The 18,840-nt window shown below is 37.0% G+C and carries 22 protein-coding genes; 13 read left to right on the forward strand and 9 right to left on the reverse strand.

What is annotated here, in order from left to right:
* Positions 1-332: 332 nt before the first annotated feature.
* From FD29_RS06955 to FD29_RS06985, 7 genes are all read right to left on the reverse strand, one after another.
* Positions 333-989: a histidine phosphatase family protein gene (locus tag FD29_RS06955; protein WP_057888217.1), complete on the reverse strand. Its 657-nt coding sequence runs from the start codon at positions 987-989 to the stop codon at positions 333-335.
* A 125-nt stretch (positions 990-1,114) separates the two neighbouring features.
* Positions 1,115-1,690, reverse strand: a complete 576-nt coding sequence (locus FD29_RS06960) for a hypothetical protein (RefSeq protein WP_057888218.1) — start codon at positions 1,688-1,690, stop codon at positions 1,115-1,117.
* 61 nt (positions 1,691-1,751) lie between these two features.
* The gene (locus FD29_RS11275) at positions 1,752-2,624 is read right to left on the reverse strand and encodes a helix-turn-helix domain-containing protein (RefSeq protein ID WP_147008001.1); all 873 of its coding nucleotides are present in this window, start codon (positions 2,622-2,624) and stop codon (positions 1,752-1,754) included.
* Between the two features lie 87 nt (positions 2,625-2,711).
* A complete protein-coding gene (locus tag FD29_RS06970) occupies positions 2,712-2,915 on the reverse strand; it encodes a hypothetical protein (protein ID WP_147008003.1) in 204 nt (67 codons plus the stop codon).
* 625 nt (positions 2,916-3,540) lie between these two features.
* A complete protein-coding gene (locus FD29_RS06975; RefSeq protein ID WP_057888220.1) occupies positions 3,541-3,879 on the reverse strand; it encodes a bacteriocin immunity protein in 339 nt (112 codons plus the stop codon).
* Between the two features lie 12 nt (positions 3,880-3,891).
* Positions 3,892-4,095 (reverse strand): hypothetical protein, encoded by a 204-nt coding sequence (locus FD29_RS06980; protein ID WP_057888221.1) that lies wholly within the window; start codon positions 4,093-4,095, stop codon positions 3,892-3,894.
* A 98-nt stretch (positions 4,096-4,193) separates the two neighbouring features.
* A complete protein-coding gene (locus tag FD29_RS06985) occupies positions 4,194-4,502 on the reverse strand; it encodes a bacteriocin immunity protein (RefSeq protein ID WP_057888222.1) in 309 nt (102 codons plus the stop codon).
* A 212-nt stretch (positions 4,503-4,714) separates the two neighbouring features.
* Here FD29_RS06985 and FD29_RS06990 point away from each other — a divergent pair, with 212 nt between their 5' ends.
* The 6 genes from FD29_RS06990 (at position 4,715) to FD29_RS07015 (ending at position 10,349) form a co-directional block, all read left to right on the forward strand.
* Entirely contained in the window at positions 4,715-6,010 is a 1,296-nt protein-coding gene (locus FD29_RS06990) for a GHKL domain-containing protein (protein WP_057888223.1), read from the forward strand.
* Between the two features lie 42 nt (positions 6,011-6,052).
* Complete coding sequence (locus tag FD29_RS06995; RefSeq protein ID WP_235804272.1) at positions 6,053-7,300, forward strand: GHKL domain-containing protein; 1,248 nt, start codon at positions 6,053-6,055, stop codon at positions 7,298-7,300.
* A gap of 3 nt (positions 7,301-7,303) precedes the next feature.
* Complete coding sequence (locus tag FD29_RS07000; protein ID WP_057888225.1) at positions 7,304-8,050, forward strand: response regulator transcription factor; 747 nt, start codon at positions 7,304-7,306, stop codon at positions 8,048-8,050.
* Between the two features lie 143 nt (positions 8,051-8,193).
* On the forward strand, positions 8,194-8,781 hold the full coding sequence (locus FD29_RS07005) for a hypothetical protein (RefSeq protein WP_057888226.1): 588 nt from the start codon (positions 8,194-8,196) through the stop codon (positions 8,779-8,781).
* A gap of 101 nt (positions 8,782-8,882) precedes the next feature.
* Positions 8,883-9,500 carry a hypothetical protein gene (locus FD29_RS07010; RefSeq protein WP_057888227.1) on the forward strand — a complete coding sequence of 206 codons (618 nt, stop codon included), beginning with the start codon at positions 8,883-8,885 and terminating at the stop codon, positions 9,498-9,500.
* A gap of 588 nt (positions 9,501-10,088) precedes the next feature.
* Positions 10,089-10,349 (forward strand): hypothetical protein, encoded by a 261-nt coding sequence (locus FD29_RS07015; RefSeq protein ID WP_057888228.1) that lies wholly within the window; start codon positions 10,089-10,091, stop codon positions 10,347-10,349.
* A 66-nt stretch (positions 10,350-10,415) separates the two neighbouring features.
* Here FD29_RS07015 and FD29_RS07020 read toward each other — a convergent pair whose 3' ends face one another.
* On the reverse strand, positions 10,416-10,766 hold the full coding sequence (locus FD29_RS07020) for a hypothetical protein (RefSeq protein ID WP_057888229.1): 351 nt from the start codon (positions 10,764-10,766) through the stop codon (positions 10,416-10,418).
* Positions 10,767-10,890: 124 nt separating this feature from the next.
* Here FD29_RS07020 and FD29_RS07025 point away from each other — a divergent pair, with 124 nt between their 5' ends.
* Positions 10,891-11,100 carry a hypothetical protein gene (locus tag FD29_RS07025; RefSeq protein ID WP_057888230.1) on the forward strand — a complete coding sequence of 70 codons (210 nt, stop codon included), beginning with the start codon at positions 10,891-10,893 and terminating at the stop codon, positions 11,098-11,100.
* 15 nt (positions 11,101-11,115) lie between these two features.
* Here the strand turns inward: FD29_RS07025 and FD29_RS07030 are convergent, their stop codons facing one another.
* A complete protein-coding gene (locus tag FD29_RS07030; RefSeq protein WP_057888231.1) occupies positions 11,116-11,397 on the reverse strand; it encodes a bacteriocin immunity protein in 282 nt (93 codons plus the stop codon).
* Positions 11,398-11,726: 329 nt separating this feature from the next.
* On the opposite strand from FD29_RS07030, the gene hflX reads away from it, so the two are divergent.
* The 6 genes from hflX (at position 11,727) to FD29_RS07060 (ending at position 18,764) form a co-directional block, all read left to right on the forward strand.
* Complete coding sequence (gene hflX / locus FD29_RS07035; protein ID WP_057888232.1) at positions 11,727-13,019, forward strand: GTPase HflX; 1,293 nt, start codon at positions 11,727-11,729, stop codon at positions 13,017-13,019.
* Between the two features lie 140 nt (positions 13,020-13,159).
* Positions 13,160-14,794, forward strand: coding sequence for a peptide ABC transporter substrate-binding protein (locus tag FD29_RS07040; protein WP_057888233.1), 1,635 nt, complete (start codon positions 13,160-13,162; stop codon positions 14,792-14,794).
* Positions 14,795-14,817: 23 nt separating this feature from the next.
* Positions 14,818-15,750: an oligopeptide ABC transporter permease gene (gene opp3b / locus FD29_RS07045; protein ID WP_057888234.1), complete on the forward strand. Its 933-nt coding sequence runs from the start codon at positions 14,818-14,820 to the stop codon at positions 15,748-15,750.
* Complete coding sequence (locus FD29_RS07050; RefSeq protein WP_057888235.1) at positions 15,750-16,775, forward strand: ABC transporter permease; 1,026 nt, start codon at positions 15,750-15,752, stop codon at positions 16,773-16,775. Before opp3b ends, FD29_RS07050 begins: the two co-directional genes overlap by 1 nt.
* Positions 16,776-16,791: 16 nt before the next feature.
* Positions 16,792-17,838: an ABC transporter ATP-binding protein gene (locus FD29_RS07055; RefSeq protein ID WP_057888236.1), complete on the forward strand. Its 1,047-nt coding sequence runs from the start codon at positions 16,792-16,794 to the stop codon at positions 17,836-17,838.
* Entirely contained in the window at positions 17,838-18,764 is a 927-nt protein-coding gene (locus FD29_RS07060; protein ID WP_057888237.1) for an ABC transporter ATP-binding protein, read from the forward strand. Before FD29_RS07055 ends, FD29_RS07060 begins: the two co-directional genes overlap by 1 nt.
* The last annotated feature ends 76 nt before the right edge of the window (positions 18,765-18,840 follow it).

Genomic DNA, 18,840 nt, shown 5'->3' on the forward strand with positions numbered 1-18,840 from the left:
TTGCTCTCACTGCGTTCCAGCGTCCACCAGAATTTCATGGAAGACGGCAGTGAACCCATAACCAAATCATATTTACTGATATTTAATAAAGAAAGCTGCCTATATTAATTTCTCAAAAGCCCAAAATACTTAAACCCATTAGTCTGGAATGGAATTCTGGTGGATGCTCAGCCGTGGTAGTCTCTTAGCTGGCGTATCTTGCCAGTTTAGAGACAGACAAGCTTAGAGACAATTTTTAAATTGGCTCCAAGTTGCTCTCACTGCGTTCCAGCGTCCACCAGAATTTCATGGAAGACGGCAGTGAACCAACACCAACATACCAATAAACAATTTTAAATATTTTGTTCCACTGTTTCGTTGTAATAAACAATCTTAGGACTAAACTTATCACCATCAAAGTGAACCTTAGTCAAAGACAGATTATTAGGTTCAATCTGATTAAGTAAAAATGGTGCATAAATGTTGACCAATGCCGTCAAAATGGCACTGTGGGTCACGATTATCACCGGTTTAGTCTCTACTTGTTTGATTTTCTCAATACCACTAGCGAACCGATCCCAGAACTGTTTGCTTGTTTCCGCCAAATGCGTTGGATCAAGTTTAGCTAATTTGTCCTGCATATCGTCAAAATTCATTTCCTGAAGCGTTTCTTCAACCGACTTGCCAGAAATTTTCTTATATGTTTCCTTCTTAGATTGGCCTTCAAAGCTGCCGTAAAATTGTTCCCGCAATTCGGGCATCGTGACCATTTTAAACGTCTTGCCACCGGCAGCTTTCATACCATTGTTCAATTCAGTGACCGTCTGGATCGAGCTATTCATGTCGCTGCTATAAATCGTCGGAGCGACTTCGCCTAGATTGCCTAAAGTTCTCCCCATTTTGTAAGCTTCTTCGTGACCAGCTTTGGTTAGAGGAGTATCAGACCAGCCCTGCATTCTGCCAAGTTGGTTAAAGTATGTTTCTCCATTACGGATAAAGTACACATCCATTTTATCAACTCCTAATTGATTGGATTCCATTAAAAGTGTAGGCTGGTCAGAAATAAAAAACAATTTTTTAAATCCTACAAAAAAAGGCATCCATCCCATTTATCATGAACTGGTGCCTTTCATTTTTATACTTTTTGTTTGAATAGTTTCATTTTATTCTGAGTCTTATTTTCCAACAATTCAATCATCTGATCGACTTTAATCGCATTTTGCATATCGTTAGAAATATCCAAATCAATTGTTTTTTGATCAGTTAATTGCAATTCTACACTGTACATACTGTCCATTCGATCAATTGCTTGGTCAACCAAATAATACCCTGCATCGATAGCACCTTCAGGACCGATACCTGCCGGTAAAGTCATTCCTTTACCCACAACGATTGCGGCCAGTTTTATTTTTGAAAAATCAATCGTCGTTGGTTTCAATCCCCAAGGTAACAAAATTGCCTTGATCTTTTTTGCCGTTGAGCTGTAATCATAGTAACTGATTCCTTCATCAGTGATTTGCCAATAACCGTGAGTTCCATTCAGATTGATCGAGTAAAACATGACGCTGACTATAAATCCGAGCACCCCGAACAAAATACTAACGCCAATTTGATTGAATAATAGTAAGAAACAATAACCAATGGCTCCACCAATCACCAGACTGATCACCAAAGGCATCGCATTAATCTTTTTACCAAATTTCAAATCCATATCAATCACTATCCTTAGATTTTCGATTTATTATCAATATAATTGTAGCGCTTTCATCGAATTAAGACTGCTTTGGTACTTGCAAATTTTTTTCATCCCTTAACTCATAAAGACGATTGACTAATTTAATATCTCGATCCATAACCAATTGGGTGATACCTTGTTGGTCAATAAATTCTAAGTTTTTTCGTTTTAGAAAGAGGATAATCGTTGGCAACATTTGACGTTCAAGCGTTTTGTGCCAATAAAAATCCTTCAAATTCAAATAAATCATTTTGTCATCCACAGTAGTAATTTGAAAGTAAAATGGTTCCACTATCATTTGAGCAGCATTCCCCGAATTAGGACCCAAGGATAAAGATTTACTAGGTTGGTATTCAAATAGATCCACTTTAATTTCAATTTTTTTAATCTCTTTATACGTCACGAATTCAGTCTTACGCATACGAAAGAGTGCCAACAGTGGCAAGTACATATTACCAATGAATCCGTAAACCTTTTGACTATTAGGCACATATCTGATTCCCGTCTTTTCCAAGGTCCAGTAATTATAATACCGTTTATAATCGAATGGATAAAAGTTAACAATAGCCATATACATGAGCAGTGCTGCTATCAATCCATACCAAAATCTACCTAAGAATCCGACCGTCAAACCCAACAAGACAAAGAATCCTAAAATAATTGCGGCTGCCTTGCTCTGCGGCTTGCCATAGTTGAATGGAAAATGTAAGTACGGCTCCCCAGTGATCAACTCATCCAAAGAAATATCCAACAAGCCACTCAAAGAAATCAAATTATCGATACTTGGCAAATTCTCACCAGTTTCCCATTTGGAAATCGACTGCCGCGAGATGTTCAAAGCTGTTGCTAGTTGTTCTTGTGATAAATTATTCTTTCTACGATATTTAACAATATTATCGGCCAAATTCATAAGTTTCATCCCCTCTTAACTACTTAAATTATAAGTACTAAGCCGATATTTTTGCACGCACTTATCAGTTGCAACGTTATATAACGGTTACTTCAATAACCAAGCACCCCACACTAACAAAATAATACCTATGATCAAGGATATATAAACACCAACAAAGACATATGGTTGCGGATTTTTAACGTTTTTTTTGATATTATTATTCATCACTCGAGCCGTATTGATTTGTAAGATTCCTATTACAATCAGTCCAAGTCCAAAAATCAAATTCATCGTATCAACTTCTTTCATTTAATTTAAAGATAACACTCTAAATTAAGGGTTGTTGAGTATTTGTTTGTTTATTTGTTTACTGTTCACTGCCGTCTTCCATGAAATTCTGGTGGATTGCTGGAACGCTGTGAGAGCAACTTGGAGCCAATTCTGTGAATTGTCTTCAAGCTTGTCTGTCTCTAACTGGCAGAGAAACGCCAGCTAAGAGACTCCACGGCTGAGCATCCACCAGAATTCCATTCCAGACTAGATGGTTTAAGGATTTTGGGATTTTGGGTTTTTAGATATTAATATCAACAATTTTATTGAATATTTATCAGTAAAAATTTAAATTACACAAGAAAGACCGTAACTCTTAATTAACTTAGGAATTACGGTCTTCTTATATGTATATTTAAAACTACATTTATATTACTAATAATCTTTACTCAAATATTATATATCCCAACTAAACAACGAAAACCCTAGCCTGGAGAGCAAAAGCTGATGGGCTCAGTAGTGGTTTAATCTTAGTCAGCGTACCTTGCTGGCTTAGATTACTGCCGAGCTTGAAGACAATTTTTAAATTGGCTCCAAGTCGTGCTCACTACGTTCCAGCCCAATCAGCTTTTGATCGGAAGGCGGCATCCTTCAACAACCCCTTTTATCTAACTGGCATATTTTCAAACATCCCGTAAAATTGCGATTTATCGACTGAGTTTCCACGATAAATACCGTTCCATCCGGCACGTTTAGCAATATCGCCCAATTCGATCAAATCATTTTCGGCTTTTTTCGACAAATTGATATTACTAAATCCTACGATGTAAATATAATTTACCATTCGGTTCAACAAAGCTTCTTTATTCTTAGTTTGATCGATTTTTGAATAAACTTGTACCAAAACATCAGTAATATCCAACAAAGCTGAGTTTTTATTTGATTGTTGCATCAATTCATTATATAAATCGTGAATGTATTGTTTTGTTAATTCGATATCCATACTTATCTCTCCTTAAATCTTCATAAACATAGCCAATATGCCTAAAATCAACATTCCTAATCCAAAGGCAAAACTGTACCAAACTGTCAAAGCAGAAAAACTAGACGTCGTTTTGTTACCGTGATGCTGGATCACTTTGACATATTTATATGAATTTACCATTTGATATATTCCAAATAGAACCGCTAAAACACCAATAAGAATTTCCCATTTCATGCTAAACGCTCCCTTTCAATATCCTGACTTTAAGATAGCATCTTCCTAGATGACTAGATTCAAGATATCTTGAATGGCTATTTTTCATTCCTGAATCATTAGAACCAAACCGTACCACCGAGCATGGATGCCAAAGCAATCCCGTCATACTTAGCTTCTTTGCCCTTAGATAAGTAATACAGATCCATAACTGACTTAGGAAAATCAGTTTTATTTGCTAAATACTTCAGTGTGATTTCCTTGCACAGGCGTGATGACAAAAGATCGACATCTCCACTCTTTTGCAGATCCGTTGCACATTTCAAAATCATCTGTTTCAAATCAGGACGTTTATTGATTGCAGGATCCGCATATGCTTTGGACAATAGGTCCATCATCTCTTGAACTTTTTCGGCATTCTTTTTCATAACTCAATACCTCCAACTAATAAGTTTTCTAACACTTAAAGCGTAATCCTCTTTAAAACAGTTTTTGAAAGGATATCTTGAAACGCGACTTTTTTATTCTTGAATCGACACTTCAAGATAAAATTCTGCTAGTTTCATGACATCCTTTTTTTATTATTTCAATATATGTAATAATTAATATATCGAAACAATTTAAATCTGGGGGGATAAAAATGGTTACTGTTGGTTTGGGAATCTACGCTGTTGGTCAATTTTTGGCCTGGATTCTAACCTTTTATATCTTCCAAATGATTTATAAGACTCATAAATTTGGTTTATTAGGAATCATGCTGATAATCGCTAACTTAGCCGATTTTTTTGCCGGCGACTTTTCCTATCCAATCATTGCTTTGACTCTTTATTTAATTTTTAACCGTCAAAAAAAACTAAATTTATATTTATTAAACAGTATTATTTTGACCTTATTGATAAAACTCATCATTGGCATCGTTGCCAACACTTTGATTATTTTCTTCTATAACTATCACATCAATACTGGAAACATTTTGGGCGGTGTTCTCTTCGTTGGCAGTAATTTCTTTATTAAATTGATCATTTCGTTATTATTCATTTTTTGTTATAAATACTTCGATCTCGGGGAAAAATTCAACATCCAAACATCATCGCTTTTCAGTCTGTTGATCGGTTATTTATTCGTCGTCATCTACGCCTTTATGAATATCGTTCAACACTATAAAGCTTACTCGGACTTAATTTCCGGTATCTTGCTCTTTATTTTGATTCAATGTACTTTCATCATGATTGTCTTTTTAAAGGGTAACCAGACGCAAAAAGAAACTTACACACGTGAGTTAACTCGGGAACAGTTGAATAACCTCAAAATGTACACCGACCAACTCGAACACGACCAAATCAAATTACGCAGTTTTGAACAAAATTATAAAGGTACTATCAAGAAATTACGTTCCATTGCTCAGGCAAAAGATTACGCCAAAATGAAAACTTCCTTGGGGACATTGGAAGATTATTCCAATAGTTACTTCGACAATATCTCTATGCAATTGTTCAAAGATCTCAATAACGTGGTGAATCCTTATCTCAAAAGCTTATTGATCAGTAAATTAACCTTGATTAATCAAAATAAAATCGACTGCCACTTTGAATGTCGTGATGTGGTAAACGAAATTGCCATCAATATTTTTGACTTAGTTAGATTGTTGGGAATCTCGATCGACAATGCCATCGAAGCTACCAAAGGCCAAAAGAACGGGCAAATTCAAATTGCTTTAGTCCAAGAAACTACTCAACTGTCGATCATCATCAACAATACGACTTCTGAAAAAACCGATATCAACGAAATGATGCAAGAAGGTTTCACTACCAAGCAACATCACACCGGTTGGGGAATGGTCAATGTTCAAGACATCAAACGCAAATATCCCAATCTCTTCGTTCAATATCGTAAAAATGACAAGTGGTTCAATCTCAATATCGTCATCATCAAATAATTAGGGGGCATCACAACATTGGCAAATTCAGGGCCATTTCTCATGCGGATAATTCTCACCTGGCTGATTTTTTATTACGTTTTGAATTTGATCTATCAACCAGACACCATCTCTTTGCAACGTAAATCGATCACCATGATCAGTCTGTATTTTATCTCCGTCATTTTGAACATTCTCTTACATGGCTACTCGTACTTGCCAATTCTTTTGCTTATTTATGGAAGTTTCCAAACTGGCCGTCAAATCAATTATTATTTGCTCAATACCGTCCTGTTAAGCTTCCTGTTAAAATTTCTCTCTGTGATCATTCCCACTCGACTACTTGCCCCATTCTTTGATTCTTCCGAAATACATTCGTATTACTTTATTTTAGTTATCTTATTCTTCCAATTTTTAGGTTCATTTCTATTCATTTATCTTTACAAATTTTTCAATCTTGACCGCCAATTCAAATATCAAGATTCAGCAATGACTAGCGTTTTATTAGGCTACTTTTATATCGTTTTGTACGCCACAATGTTGTTCGTTCGCCAATTCAGAACTTATATAAATTTGGTGACCGGAATTTTGGTTTTTGTTTTGATCCAGTGTATTTTTATTATTTTCATTTTCGTTCGTCAACGACACCTCAGAGATCGTGTTTACCAAGATAAATTTTCTGAGGAACAAGTCAAAAACCTAAAGATTTACACCGATCAGCTGGAAAAAGACCAATTAAAATTACGTCACTTTAAACACGATTATAAAAACTTGCTTTTCAGCCTAAAAACGGTTGCCGATGAACAAGATTACGATGCCATGAATCAAGCCTTGGATAATCTAGAAAATTATTCTGATGATTATCTCAATAATTTATCCATGGAATTATATAAAGATTTAAATAACGTCAAGAATCCTTATCTCAAAAGTCTCTTTATCAACAAGTTGAACGTCATCAATCAAAACAATATTATTTGTCACTTCCACTGTCGCAAAGAATTGACTGAAACGCCCATCAATATTTTTGATTTGGTCAAACTACTCAATCAAGCCATCGATAATGCCGTCGAATATACGAAAAGCCAAGAACACAGCGAAATTCAACTGGCTATCACTCAAGAAAATCAGCGATTAGCTTTTATCATCAACAATACCGTCTCCAAAGTTCCGACTACAAAAAAAGAAACCGACGGTTTGGATCTATTGCATATCAAAGATTTAAAGAAGAAGTATTCCAATATTTTTATCCAATACAGTAAAAACACTAAGTGGTTCAGATTCCACATCACGTTAATTACTAAAGGAGCGTAACTCATGTACCCAATCATTATGTGCGAGGACAATCGCATCCAATTACAACAATTAGACACTTTAGTCGAAAATTATATTCTCTTTCACAGCGACCTCTTCAAAGTTGAACTACAAGCCAGTCAGCCACAACAAGTTGTTAACTATCTAGACGACTGCGAACCGCAAAATGGCATTTATTTTTTAGATATCGATCTGCAAGCCGACATAGATGGGATTCAATTAGCCGAAATAATCCGTCAAAAAGATGTTCAAGCCGAAATTATTTTCGTAACGACTCACGACGAGTTGGCCCCACTGACGCTCAAGCGCAAAGTAGCAGCTCTAGACTTCATTGCCAAGGATCAGCCCTTAGATGACTATCGCCAAGAAATATACGACACGCTCGACTACGCCAAAAAAATCATCGATGAGACTCGCACGGTTCAAAAGAAAGGCTTCTCGTTTGAAGTCGGTACGCAAGTATATAATCTCGATAAGTCAGAAGTCATTTTCGTTGAGGCTTCCGATATTCCCCACCGCTTAAATTTGGAATCCACTAATGGAAAGTTTGAATTCTACGGTAAATTGACCGAACTTGAGGATAAATATCCCTTCTTATTTCGTATCAGTCGATCATGTCTGATCAATCCGGAAAATATTCAACACGTCGATTTTTCAATTCGAGAAGTTGGTTTTGCGGACGGATCAACGAGAAAGTTCTCTATCGGCAAATCCAAAAAACTTAAAAACATCATTCAAGCACCCCTTTAAAGATCATCGTTATAACGGTGATCTTTTTTTCTTCACATTTGCAACCTTTAAGTGCGTGCTTTATAGCCGGCCTCGCACCATACTTTAGTCGTAAAGATATTTTGGACGTCCGATAAAATTCATTCTAAAAGAAGGTTTTTATTATGTTAAAATTCGGAAAAAAAGTTACTTATAGACCACTATTAGTTGCCTTAGCCTTTGCACTCATTCCTACTGTTGCATTCGCATTTGCCAGTTCAAATCTTGGCTTGGAAATCGGTGCAGCCGTTTTTCTATTCATTATTTGCGTTTATTATCTGCCAAACTTGCCTTTGATCTTTAGTTATTGGCAAGTCGATGCCGAAGATATTCAGTATAATGACTTGCACAAATTATCACGTCGTTTGCTTGCCATCTTGTTTCCATTCAAAAATCAACTACTTACGATCCACATAAAAGATATAACATCTATCACCATTGATGGTTTAGAAAAACCAGTTGAACAAGCATCTTTCGCTCTGCCATACAGCGTTCCCTATGCCATCATGACGCCGGCTATTTCAATAATCAAAAATCCTGTCACTTTAACTTTCCAAATGAACGATGGTCAATCAATCGAATTAAACGTCTCCAGAGATTATGCCTACAATAAAAAAGAGACCATAAAGAAATTGAATCAATTTATCAATAGCCTCGATGATATTCCTGTGGTTGACCGCAAGAATTCCAAAATCCACTTAACGACTATTTAATTTGTTTCAGGACAAAATATTCTTCATTCAGGATATTTGTAACCGTTTTCCATAAAACAGTGCTAGAGTATGATTAACGTTAATTAAAGAAGGCGAAGCTCATGCTCGAATTTGGAAAAAAAGTTAATTACCGACCATTACTAGTTAGTCTCTTATTCGCACTGCTTGTCGTATCGTTTTTCAACATTTTTCACAACACATTCCTAACCGTTTTGTCTGGTATCGCCGGGTTCCTACTCATTTTGCTAGTCCATTACTATATGAATTTGCCCCTAGAATTCAAATACTGGCGGACTACTGACGACAGCATTCAATATTCCGATCTTAACAATTGGAATGACCGCATCTGGGCCATGCTAGTTCCTCCCGCAGCTCGACTCACAACAATCAAGAAACGTGACATTGCTGAAATAACCGTTAAAGGTGACCTGAATAAGGTTTACAGTACTCCTTCAATGATTCCTTTCAACACTTCCATGGGCATATTCTCCTCAGGGGTTGCTCTGATCAATAACCAGCACGTTGTCAGACTCACTTTGAAAAATGACGAGACGATTGATTTGGATATTAGCCGTGATTTCGTATACAGCCGTAAAGATACTATCAAAAAATTGAATCAACTATTTAAAGATTTACATGCTTATGGTGTCGAAGGTGACATGCCTAAGATCACCGCTCCAACTCAACTGAGTTCATTGGAAAGAAAACCATCGTTATAACGGCGGTTCACTGCCGTCTTCCATTCCAGACTAGAGGGTTTAAGTATTTTGGGCCTTGGAATATTAATATAGGTAGTTTTATTAAGTATTGAATATTTATCAATAAAAATTTAAATTACACAAGAAAAGCCGTAATTCTTAATTAACTTAGGAATTACGGCTTTTCTATATTTAAAATTATATTTATATAATTAATAACTTTTACTCGAATAATATGCATACCAACCAAACAACGAAAACCCTAGCCTGGAGAGCAAAAGCTGGTGGGCTCAGTAGTGGTTTAATCTTAGTCGGCGTTTTTCAGCCGGCTTAGATTACTGCCGAGCTTGAAGACAATTTTTAAATTGGCTCCAAGTCGTGCTCACTACGTTCCAGCCCAATCAGCTTTTGATCGGAAGGCGGTATCCTTCTTCTACCTCAGCTTTTTCATCTTTTGATCGGAAGGCGGTATCCTTCTTCTACCTCAGCTTTTTCATCTTTTGATCGAAAGGCGGCATATTTCAACGCTTTTTTCATTATCTTAATATGACACATTACGACTATTAACTTATTTATAATAGATTTATCCTAACAAATGAGGTAACGACAATGGCAAAAACAACGCTTTTACAATTAGCTAAAGATTGGCTAGATGGTAAGGTTTCCGATGAAGAAGTTCGCAAGATTGGATCAACAATTGAAATCTTCAAACCCATCGGTCTGCACGAGAATCTCATCACAGAGCCTGACGTTCAATGGGACTGTAACAACGGCAACAGTTGGTTCGAAGTCGATGCTGATCTATTATCAACGGATAAGATGACTTATAGCCAACGTAAAAAATTCGCCTCTCTAGTTCTAAATGAGTAAAAAGCTGTTTAGTCTGGAACGAATTTCATGGAAGACGGCAGTCATAACTCAAAAAAAATACTTCTCTTATAATTTAAGAGAAGTATTTTTTTCACCTAAAATATCAATTAGTGAATAAGCTGTTTCAAAACTTGTTGTCCGCTTGATGATCTCCAAAATAGCGGTCCACAGGCGGCTGCTATAATCATTCAAAACTAATTTGTTATCTAATCTTTCTGAATCGATCCGTGAAATAAGTTCTTCGATTTTTTTGTCGAAAAGTGATCCACAATATTGTTTTTGAACAAGTTCATCCACGGAAGTCTTCAAATATTGCCCGACCTCTTGATTAACGACGGACTCATTGATTTGTTTATTAAACGAAATTTCGAATTTCACTAATAATGCTAATAATAGTTTCTGTTTAGAATATTCCATTTGTCATTTCACCCATAAACTAATATAACTGATTTTTAGAATAATAGATACACTTTTTCAGCTTATTGTATGGTGTATAATAAAACGTATACATTTTTAAAATGATATACTTGGAGATTAATCTATGAATAAACAATTTTATAAAACAATCAATTTTTGGTACGGCGTAACTATGCTTGTCGTTGGACTCATCTTCATCGATCATTCCGTAAAATCTACTTGGATTTTAGTTGATGCCATTTTTATTATTTCTGCCATTGTTTTCTTTCTCTTAGCTTTGTTCCGCAAACCTAAACCTAAGAAAACTGAAGAAGATCGGAATCCACTTTTGTAGGACCGATCTTTTTTTCTACCAAAATAGTTTCGATATTCCGGTTCCTTTCCAAAAACTGTTAGCATCATTTTTCATTGCTTTGACCAAATCAATAACAGCTTGTGGGGCCTTATATTCGTGAGTCATTAAGTACATTGATATCGAATTATCCAGTTTCAAGGCCACGCCCTTCATGTCCTTGCCATTAGCTAGATCCTTGTATGCCAAAAGCAATCCTTGCTCTAAATCAGCGTCTTTTTTTACTTCTGGATCTTGAGCTGTTTGATCGATCAGATCCATTAATTCTTTTGTTTTCATTATTAAGCTCCCCGTTACTTGATAGCTTAACTTTATCATTACTCGTTCTAGGCGTTCAAAAACATCTTAAACCAGCTATTTTTACATCTTCAGCGTGAAAAGAAATCGCTTTCTACCTATTATATGGTGTTTCAATCACTTCCATGTTATTATTTATTCTGAAATGAGTTGCGAATGGCGAATTAATCACTCGAGTCATTCCTACTCTATTTTTTTCAATTTATGAAAGGATGGTATTTGTTATCATGCGCTTAAAGATCAATATCATTTCATACAAATAATAAAACGGCATTATTACCCTGGGGTAATGAGTGCCACCAGGAGGATTTATGAAAGATTCAAAATTAACATTTGAAAAAACACGTGTCATTGTTGCCGGAGTTAGCCACCTACAGCCTGACTTTGAATACACAATGCAAGAACTCGCCGCCCTAGTCGAAGCCAATAATATGGAAGTGGCTGATACTATTATTCAAAACGCCAATACCGTCAGTGGAGCTACTTACTTTGGTTCTGGTAAAGTTACCGAGATCAAAGAAATCGCCAACGCCGACGATGTTCAAATCATTGTTTTAAACGATGAATTGACACCTTCACAGATTAGAAATCTCGAAAAGGAAACCAAATTGAGTTTCATGGATCGAACTGAATTGATTCTACAAGTCTTTTCTAACCGAGCTCAAACTAAACAAGCTAAGCTTCAAGTTGAAATTGCTAAAATGCAGTATCAACTACCAAGAATTCACCCATCAGGTAACCCACTTGATCAACAATCTGCTTCCGGTGGTTTAGCTAACCGTGGTGCCGGTGAATCAAAACTAGAATTGGATCGCCGGGTAATTAGAAAACGGATCACTGCTTTACGCAATGAGTTAAAGACGGTTGATCAAACTGTCGATGTTCAAAGCAAACGTCGTACCAATACTTCTCTACCATTAGTTTCATTAGTTGGTTACACTAACGCTGGGAAGTCAACGACAATGAATGGTATCTTGAATTTCAACAAAGAAGATTCTCAAGACCGCAAGGTTTTCGAAAAGAATATGCTCTTCGCTACTCTTGATACCAGTGTTAGAAGAATTGATCTGGCGGATAATTCAAGTTTCCTACTATCTGATACCGTTGGATTTGTCAGCAAGTTACCTCACAATTTGGTTGAATCATTCAAGACGACTTTGCAAGAAGCTCAAAACGCTGACCTACTAATTCAAGTAATTGATGTTTCCGATGAACATTGGCGTAACATGATCGAAGTTACCGAAAAGACCCTGAAGGAAGTCGGTGTTGTCGACAAACCGATGATTTACGCTTTTAATAAAGCTGACTTGAAACCAGGCCAACAATTCCCTACTATCGAAGGCGACAATATTTACTACTCCGCTATCGACAAAGATTCAATTGAAAAATTAGTCGACTTGATCAAAATAAAAGTCTTCAATAATTTTAAAGAGACCACTTTATTGATTCCTTACAACGAACAAAAAGTTGCGGAAGAAATTTTACGTAATTCGCAAGTGATCAAAAAAGAGTTCACAAATGATGGTTCCTTGATTACGGCTAATCTAAGTCCTAACGAATTAGAAAAATTTAATAAATATATCCAAACAGAGATGTCTAATTAAACAGATATCTCTGTTTTTCTTTGCAATTTGTCCCTATTTGTATTATTATTTTATAAACATTAGAATTTTTCTAATTAAGGGTATTCACTTTTAATATTCATTAGTGTATTCTAAGAATAATTATTTAGGGAGGATGAACAATGAAATTTAAGAAATATTTACTTGCATTGTTACCGATATTTCTATTTGCATTAGTTCTAAGTGGCTGTGGTTCTTCAACTGAAAAAGATGATAAGAACACACTGTCAATCAGTTCTAGTGATGTCATTGCTACAATGGATTCATCAATGAACACTGATGTTATCGGTGCTCAAAATATTACTAACACTATGGAAGGTCTTTACCGTTTTGATGGTAAAACTTTAAAACCTGCTATAGCCAAAAAAGTCGTTAAACCTACTAACGGCGGTAAAACTTACACATTTGAATTGAAACACACTAAATGGTCAAATGGTAAGCCCGTTACAGCTAACGATTTCGTTTACGCATGGCGCAGAACTGTTGATCCAAAGACAGCCTCACAATATGCCTACATTTATGAAGGTATTTTAAACGCTGACAAGATCAGTACAGGTAAAAAACCAGTAGATTCTTTGGGAATTAAAGCTTTAGGTAAATACAAACTTCAAGTTACTCTTGAAGATCCTATCCCATATTTCAACACTTTGATGGCCAGTTCAACATTCTATCCTCAATACAAACCAGCAGTAGAAAAAGCTGGTAAGCAATATGGTCTAAAGAGTAAGGGCATGGTCTTCAACGGACCTTTCAAACTTGTTAATTGGACTGTTTCCAACAACAGTTGGACTGAAGTTAAGAACGACAAGTACTGGAATGCCAAAGCAGTTAAGTTGCACAAAGTTGAATACTACGTTGTTAAGGATGCCAACACTGGTCTTAACCTTTACGATGCTAACCGTATCAACCGTCTAGAAAAAATCAGTGGTGATACTGCTCGTCAAGTTGCCAACTACAAGACTTTCTCAATTGATAAGCAAGCCGCTACATTCTATATCGAACTTAACCAAAAGAAATACAAATTCTTCCAAAACAAAAAGATCAGACAAGCTATTTCAATGTCAATCAATCGTGATCAATTAGCCAACAACGTACTTGGTAAGACTGGTAGTGTTGATGACACGATCGTACCTGCATCAATGTCTTACAATCCTAAGACTAAGGTCGATTTCACTAAGGAAAAGGCTTTAGATTCTGCTAATAAATATTCTGAATACAATCCAACCGAAGCAACTAAACTTTGGAAAGAAGGATTGGCTGAAACTGGTCAAAAGAACTTGAACTTCACCCTTCTAGGTGATGATTCCGATGGTTCTAAGAAGCAAAATGAATACTTACAAGGGGAAATGGAAAAGAATCTCCCTGGTATCAAGGTTACTTTATCAAACGTTCCATTTAAGTCACGTTTGGACAAATCTTCATCCGGTCAATTCGACATGGTTGTCACTGCCTGGAATGCCGATTACCCTGACCCATACACATTCTTAGGTCTATTCACAACTGGTAATCCTCAAAATAATGGTAAGTGGTCAAACAAAGAATTTGATAATTTGATTGAAAAATCAAGTACTACCGATGCCAACGATGAAAACGCTAGATGGCAAGATATGTTACAAGCAACTAAGATCTTAACTGAAGAACAAGGAGCAATTCCTTTGTATCAATCCAGTCAAGCTAACTTAACTAGAACCAACGTTAAGAACTACACAATTACACCAAATGGTAGTTATAACCTTGTTAATACTTACAAAAAATAATCAAAGGTGAGGGAGATTAAATAATGACTAAATATATTCTCAAACGAATCTTTTACCTCTTTATAACCTTGTTCATTATTGCCTCTTTAACTTTCTTCCTAATGAAGATGCTTCCTGGTACTCCGTTCTCTAACCAGAACCGTATGTCACCGGATCAACTGAAGATCGTTAAAGCTCAATATGGCTTGGATCAATCGGTAGGAGTTCAATACGTCCGTTATATGGTGGGATTATTACATGGTAACCTTGGAACATCCTTCCAATTCAATAATGAACCTGTTACTTCTTTAATCGGTCAAAGACTTGCTCCATCAATGCAAATTGGTGCTCAAGCTATGATCGTTGGTACTGTTCTCGGTATCCTACTTGGTGCCGTTGCTGCTATTCGTAAGAACACATGGGCTGATACATTGGCAACTTTCGTATCAATCTTAGGCCTATCAATTCCTTCTTTCGTTTTAGCCGTACTACTTCAGTTCTACCTAGCTTACAAATGGAGAATCTTCCCTGTTGCTCTCTGGGATAACTTCCAATCAAGTATTCTACCAACTTTAGCTTTGGCAGCCTTACCGTTAGGTACTGTCGCCCGGTTTATGAGAACCGAGATGGTCGATGTTATGAGTAGTGATTACATCGAGTTAGCTAAATCTAAGGGTAATTCAAACTGGAAAGTTGTTACAAAGCATGCGCTACGTAACTCATTGATCCCAGTTGTTACAATTATCGGTCCAATGGCTGTTTCAGTTATGACTGGTTCAATGGTTGTTGAGAACATCTTCTCAATTCCTGGTATTGGTGAACAATTCGTTAAGTCGATCACAACAAACGATTATCCAACTATCATGGGACTTACAATCTTCTACTCATTCTTATTGATTATCGTTTACTTGATCGTCGATATCCTTTACGGATTGATTGATCCAAGAATTAGACTAGGAAATGGAGGTAAAGAATAATGGAACAAATTCCACAAATTCCCAAGGAAAAATTTAAATTAGTTCATGACGAGAACAATACCGAACAAGAAAAAATCGGTACTCCTTCATTAACATATATGCAAGATGTTCGTCGTCGTTTGTTCCAAAACAAGGTTGCGGTCGTATGTTTGACACTTCTATCAATCATTGTTTTAATTTCAGTCTTTGCCCCAATCATTGCACCGCACCAACCAAATGTTCAAAACGTTACTTTATCTAACCTCCCTCCTAAATTAGGTAATCTAAATATCCCTGGTATGAATGGTTACCAAAACATGGGTGGCAAAATGGTCGATGCTTATAAGCAAGCCGGTGCCCCTAAGGGAACTTCCTTCATCCTTGGTACTGATTACCTTGGACGTGACCTTCTCTCAAGAATTATCTACGGTACTAGACTTTCATTAGTCGTTGCCGTACTTGCTACATTAGTTGACCTTCTAATCGGGGTACCTTATGGTATCGTTTCTGGTTGGAAAGGCGGCAGAACAGATACTGTTATGCAACGTATCGTTGAAATCGTATCTTCTGTTCCTAACTTGATCGTTGTTATCTTGATGATGATCATTCTAAAACCAGGTTTGACATCAATCGTTATTGCGATTGCTATCACTGGTTGGGTAACCATGGCCCGTCTGGTCCGTGCGCAAACCTTCCAATTGAAGGAACAAGAATATATCTTAGCCGCTAGAACCCTTGGCGAATCATCAACTAAGATTGCTACAAAACACTTGATTCCTAACCTTTCATCAACAATCATCATTCAAACAATGTTTACAATTCCCAATGCCATCTTCTTCGAAGCTTTCCTAAGTTTCATTGGTATTGGTATTCCCGCACCAAACGCTTCATTAGGTACACTTTTATCCGATGGTCAAAAAGCCTTCAGATTCTTACCATATCAAATGTGGGCTCCAGCTATTATCTTGAGTATCATCATGATTGCTACTAACCTTCTTGGTGATGGTTTACGTGATGCCTTTGACCCTCAATCATCAGAACACTAACTAAGGAGAAATCGAAATGGATAAAATTCTAGAAGTAAAAGATTTACATGTAGATTTTGACACCTATAATGGTGTCGTTCATGCGATTCGTGGTGTCAACTTCCATTTAAACGCCGGTGAAACCTTAGCTATTGTTGGTGAATCTGGTTCTGGTAAGTCCATCACAGTTCGTTCAGTTCTACAATTGTTGGCTTCAAATGCCACAATTTCAAAAGGAGAAGTTCTCTATCACGGAGACGATCTCCTACAAAAGAGTGACAAGGAAATGGATAAGATTCGTGGAAACAAAATTTCCATGATCTTCCAAGATCCCATGACTTCACTCGACCCTACTATGACAATCGGAAAACAAGTTGCTGAACCACTCTTGATCCACAACAATGTTTCCAAAAAAGATGCTTTAAAACGTACTGAAGAAGTTCTCCGCTTGGTTGGTATTCCTAACCCAGCAGCCAGAATGAATGACTACCCTCACCAATTCTCCGGTGGGCAACGTCAACGTATCGTTATCGCAATTGCCATCGTTGATTACCCAGAAATCCTAATCGCCGATGAACCTACAACTGCCCTTGATGTTACGGTTCAAGCACAGATCATCGATCTATTAAAAGAATTGCAACAAAAAATCGGTACTTCAATCATCTTTATCACCCATGATCTTGGTGTCGTGGCTGGTATCGCTGACCGTGTGGCCGTTATGTACGCTGGTCGTTTCGTGGAATATGGTTCGGTTGATGATATTTTCTACAATCCTCAACACCCATACACATGGGGACTATTGGATTCAATGCCTACCCTAGATACCAACGAAGAAGCTCGTTTGAACTCAATTCCTGGTACTCCACCAAATCTTTTGAATCCACCAAAGGGTGACGCTTTTGCCCCACGTAATGCTTACGCAATGCAAATCGATGAAGAAGAGCAACCACCATTCTTCAAAGTTTCTAAAAACCACTTTGCAGCTACTTGGTTATTACATCCAGATGCACCCAAAGTTACTCCACCCGCAGCTATTCTCAAACGTTATGAGAAATTCCAAAAGTTAGGAGGCAATGCTAAATAATGGCAGATGAAAGAGAAGTAATCGTATCCGTTAAAAATCTCAAACAATATTTCAACATTGGCAAACCTAACATGGTTAAAGCTGTCGATGATGTATCCTTTGACATCTATAAAGGTGAAACCTTTGGACTTGTTGGTGAATCTGGTTCTGGTAAGAGTACTACTGGACGTAGTATCATCAGACTTTACGATCCAACTGATGGCCACATCTTCTTCAATGGCCAAGACATCAGTAAAATCAAGAGTCACGGTCCTAAGATGAAGGAATTCCGTCGTGAAATGCAGATGATCTTCCAAGATCCTTACGCTTCATTGAACCCTCGTATGAAAGTTAAGGATATTATCGCCGAAGGTCTCGATGTCCACGGTTTAGTTAAGAATGATCAAGAACGTGACCAAAAGGTTCGTGAATTGCTCGACATGGTTAACTTGAACCCTGAACACATGACACGTTACCCTTACGAATTTTCCGGTGGTCAGCGTCAACGTATCGGTATTGCCCGTGCTTTGGCCGTTGATCCTCAATTCATCATCGCCGATGAACCTATCTCAGCTCTTGATGTTTCCATCCAAGCCCAAGTTGTTAACTTGATGCAAGATATTCAAAAGAAACAAGGCCTAACTTACTTATTCATCGCCCATGACCTTTCAATGGTTAAATACATCAGTGACCGTATCGCTGTTATGTATCGTGGTAAGATCGTTGAATTAGCAAGTTCTAATGAGATTTATCAAAATCCATTACACGCCTACACTCAAAGTCTCTTGTCCGCTATTCCCGTTCCTGATCCAGAAATCGAGAAGAAACGTACAAGAATCGACTTTGACCACAAGAGTCCTTTCAAAGATAACCAAAGACTTCAAGAAGTACTTCCTGGCCACTTCCTCTATTGCAGCGACGAGGAAGCTAAGAAGTATCAAAAATAATGTGATTCAATGGTAAGTGCAGATACCGCTGACTTGCATTTGACAGTTCAAATCCTATAAAGTACGTTCAAATCCA

Origin of the sequence: Companilactobacillus mindensis DSM 14500 (assembly GCF_001434275.1) — a bacterium.
In the GTDB taxonomy this organism is placed as follows: Bacteria; Bacillota; Bacilli; order Lactobacillales; family Lactobacillaceae; genus Companilactobacillus; species Companilactobacillus mindensis.

What these genes read in the sequence shown, in the direction of transcription:
- FD29_RS06955 (WP_057888217.1), bottom strand. Translation starts at nt 989, where the DNA reads ATGGATGTGTACTTTATCCGTAATGGAGAAACATACTTTAACCAACTT.
- FD29_RS06960 (WP_057888218.1), bottom strand. Translation starts at nt 1,690, where the DNA reads ATGGATTTGAAATTTGGTAAAAAGATTAATGCGATGCCTTTGGTGATC.
- FD29_RS11275 (WP_147008001.1), bottom strand. Translation starts at nt 2,624, where the DNA reads ATGAATTTGGCCGATAATATTGTTAAATATCGTAGAAAGAATAATTTA.
- FD29_RS06970 (WP_147008003.1), bottom strand. Translation starts at nt 2,915, where the DNA reads ATGAAAGAAGTTGATACGATGAATTTGATTTTTGGACTTGGACTGATT.
- FD29_RS06975 (WP_057888220.1), bottom strand. Translation starts at nt 3,879, where the DNA reads ATGGATATCGAATTAACAAAACAATACATTCACGATTTATATAATGAA.
- FD29_RS06980 (WP_057888221.1), bottom strand. Translation starts at nt 4,095, where the DNA reads ATGAAATGGGAAATTCTTATTGGTGTTTTAGCGGTTCTATTTGGAATA.
- FD29_RS06985 (WP_057888222.1), bottom strand. Translation starts at nt 4,502, where the DNA reads ATGAAAAAGAATGCCGAAAAAGTTCAAGAGATGATGGACCTATTGTCC.
- FD29_RS06990 (WP_057888223.1), top strand. Translation starts at nt 4,715, where the DNA reads ATGGTTACTGTTGGTTTGGGAATCTACGCTGTTGGTCAATTTTTGGCC.
- FD29_RS06995 (WP_235804272.1), top strand. Translation starts at nt 6,053, where the DNA reads ATGCGGATAATTCTCACCTGGCTGATTTTTTATTACGTTTTGAATTTG.
- FD29_RS07000 (WP_057888225.1), top strand. Translation starts at nt 7,304, where the DNA reads ATGTACCCAATCATTATGTGCGAGGACAATCGCATCCAATTACAACAA.
- FD29_RS07005 (WP_057888226.1), top strand. Translation starts at nt 8,194, where the DNA reads ATGTTAAAATTCGGAAAAAAAGTTACTTATAGACCACTATTAGTTGCC.
- FD29_RS07010 (WP_057888227.1), top strand. Translation starts at nt 8,883, where the DNA reads ATGCTCGAATTTGGAAAAAAAGTTAATTACCGACCATTACTAGTTAGT.
- FD29_RS07015 (WP_057888228.1), top strand. Translation starts at nt 10,089, where the DNA reads ATGGCAAAAACAACGCTTTTACAATTAGCTAAAGATTGGCTAGATGGT.
- FD29_RS07020 (WP_057888229.1), bottom strand. Translation starts at nt 10,766, where the DNA reads ATGGAATATTCTAAACAGAAACTATTATTAGCATTATTAGTGAAATTC.
- FD29_RS07025 (WP_057888230.1), top strand. Translation starts at nt 10,891, where the DNA reads ATGAATAAACAATTTTATAAAACAATCAATTTTTGGTACGGCGTAACT.
- FD29_RS07030 (WP_057888231.1), bottom strand. Translation starts at nt 11,397, where the DNA reads ATGAAAACAAAAGAATTAATGGATCTGATCGATCAAACAGCTCAAGAT.
- hflX (WP_057888232.1), top strand. Translation starts at nt 11,727, where the DNA reads ATGAAAGATTCAAAATTAACATTTGAAAAAACACGTGTCATTGTTGCC.
- FD29_RS07040 (WP_057888233.1), top strand. Translation starts at nt 13,160, where the DNA reads ATGAAATTTAAGAAATATTTACTTGCATTGTTACCGATATTTCTATTT.
- opp3b (WP_057888234.1), top strand. Translation starts at nt 14,818, where the DNA reads ATGACTAAATATATTCTCAAACGAATCTTTTACCTCTTTATAACCTTG.
- FD29_RS07050 (WP_057888235.1), top strand. Translation starts at nt 15,750, where the DNA reads ATGGAACAAATTCCACAAATTCCCAAGGAAAAATTTAAATTAGTTCAT.
- FD29_RS07055 (WP_057888236.1), top strand. Translation starts at nt 16,792, where the DNA reads ATGGATAAAATTCTAGAAGTAAAAGATTTACATGTAGATTTTGACACC.
- FD29_RS07060 (WP_057888237.1), top strand. Translation starts at nt 17,838, where the DNA reads ATGGCAGATGAAAGAGAAGTAATCGTATCCGTTAAAAATCTCAAACAA.